Consider the following 1387-nt stretch of genomic DNA (forward strand, 5'->3'; position numbering starts at 1 on the left):
GGGTGCCGGTAGTGCCGCGACCCGCGGGTCGGTGGTGCAGTCGATCCGAGAGCGCGCCCGATCTCGAAGTGCAGCTGCCACAGGCATGACGGCAGCAGAAGCAGCGGAAGCGCGTAGGCCAGGCGCATGGCCCAGCGGGGAACGGGCCGTTCGGTGTCACTGGCGAGCGGGGGCTTGTGAAGGATCTCCAGTTGGGCCGAACCGCTCCCCCGTGCGAAGGACGCGGCACTGAGCCGCGCCCCGCTTCGTGGGCGTGTTCAGAGGAAGAGTTCCCGGGCTCGACGGGCCACCTCGTCCGGCGTGAGGTCCTCCAGGTGCGTGAGGAAGACCCAGACGTGGCCGTAGGGGTCCTTCAACATGGTCGTGCGGTCGCCATGGAACTGGTCGGCCGGTGGCTGCAGGAGTTCCGCGCCGGCGGCGGTGGCCCGCTGCGCCAGCGCGTCGACGTCTTCGACGAAGACGTGCAGGCCCACGGTGGTGCCGCCGATGGCCGTCGGTGCGCTGAAGAGCGGTCCCTCGGCGTCGCCCAGCATGATGGTGGAACCCTGAATCCTGACCTCGGCGTGCACGATGCGGCCGTCCGGGCCGTCGAGGCGGAACAGCTCTTCGGCGCCGAATGCTCGGGTGTAGAAGTCGATCGCGTTCGCGGCGCCGTCGACCATGATGTGGGCGACGACAGCGTTGCGGTAGGTCTCGGGAATGACGGTCGTGGTCATGGGACTGCTTCCTTGAGTGGCTGCTGCCGATGACCATGAACGTAGAAGCTGAACCATGCTTGAGGTCAAGCGTGGATCAACGGGCGGCCGAGCGATGGCTTGAGCGCGGCGACAGTGGCCGCGCGCCGTGGAAGGCGTAGTCGCTACGGCCGTGTCGGCCGGACCAGGCTGCCGCGGCCGGTGGCCGCCCGGGTTCCCGCCCCTTCGGGGCGGGGCCGTCAGGACGTCAGGAAGTCGGCGAGGTCCTGCTCGAGCGCAGCCTTGGGCTTGGCCCCCACGATCGTCTTCACGACCTCACCGTTCTGGTAGAGGTTCATGGTCGGGATGGACATCACGCCGTACTTCGCGGTCGTGACCGGGTTCTCGTCCGTGTTGAGCTTCGCGATGACGATCTCGTCGTGCTCGATGGCGATCGCCTCCAGGCTGCGCGCCACCTGTTGGCACGGCCCGCACCAGACGGCCCAGAAGTCCACCAGAACGGGCTTGTCGCTGTTGAGCACGACCTCCTCGAAGTTGTCGTCGGTCACGGTGATGGTGGCCCCTGACATGGGAATCTCCTCGCGGTAGACGCTCGCCTCAACCATCCCATCCCGCGCCCGCGCGGCCCGCAAAACCGCGACATCCGTCCGGGACGGGCCGACCACCGCGGGTCGCGGGTCATGCCCGCGCCA

2 protein-coding genes are annotated in these 1387 nt (G+C 68.4%); both read right to left on the reverse strand.

Annotated elements, in window-relative coordinates; translation table 11 throughout:
* Positions 1-257: 257 nt before the first annotated feature.
* Positions 258-716 carry a VOC family protein gene (locus tag ACSNOD_RS31155; protein ID WP_436770433.1) on the reverse strand — a complete coding sequence of 153 codons (459 nt, stop codon included), beginning with the start codon at positions 714-716 and terminating at the stop codon, positions 258-260.
* 218 nt (positions 717-934) lie between these two features.
* Entirely contained in the window at positions 935-1264 is a 330-nt protein-coding gene (gene trxA, locus ACSNOD_RS31160; protein ID WP_436770434.1) for a thioredoxin, read from the reverse strand.
* Positions 1265-1387: the final 123 nt, after the last annotated feature.

The sequence above is a fragment of the Streptomyces sp. URMC 123 genome (genome assembly GCF_051386515.1).
Classification (GTDB): Bacteria; Actinomycetota; Actinomycetes; order Streptomycetales; family Streptomycetaceae; genus Streptomyces.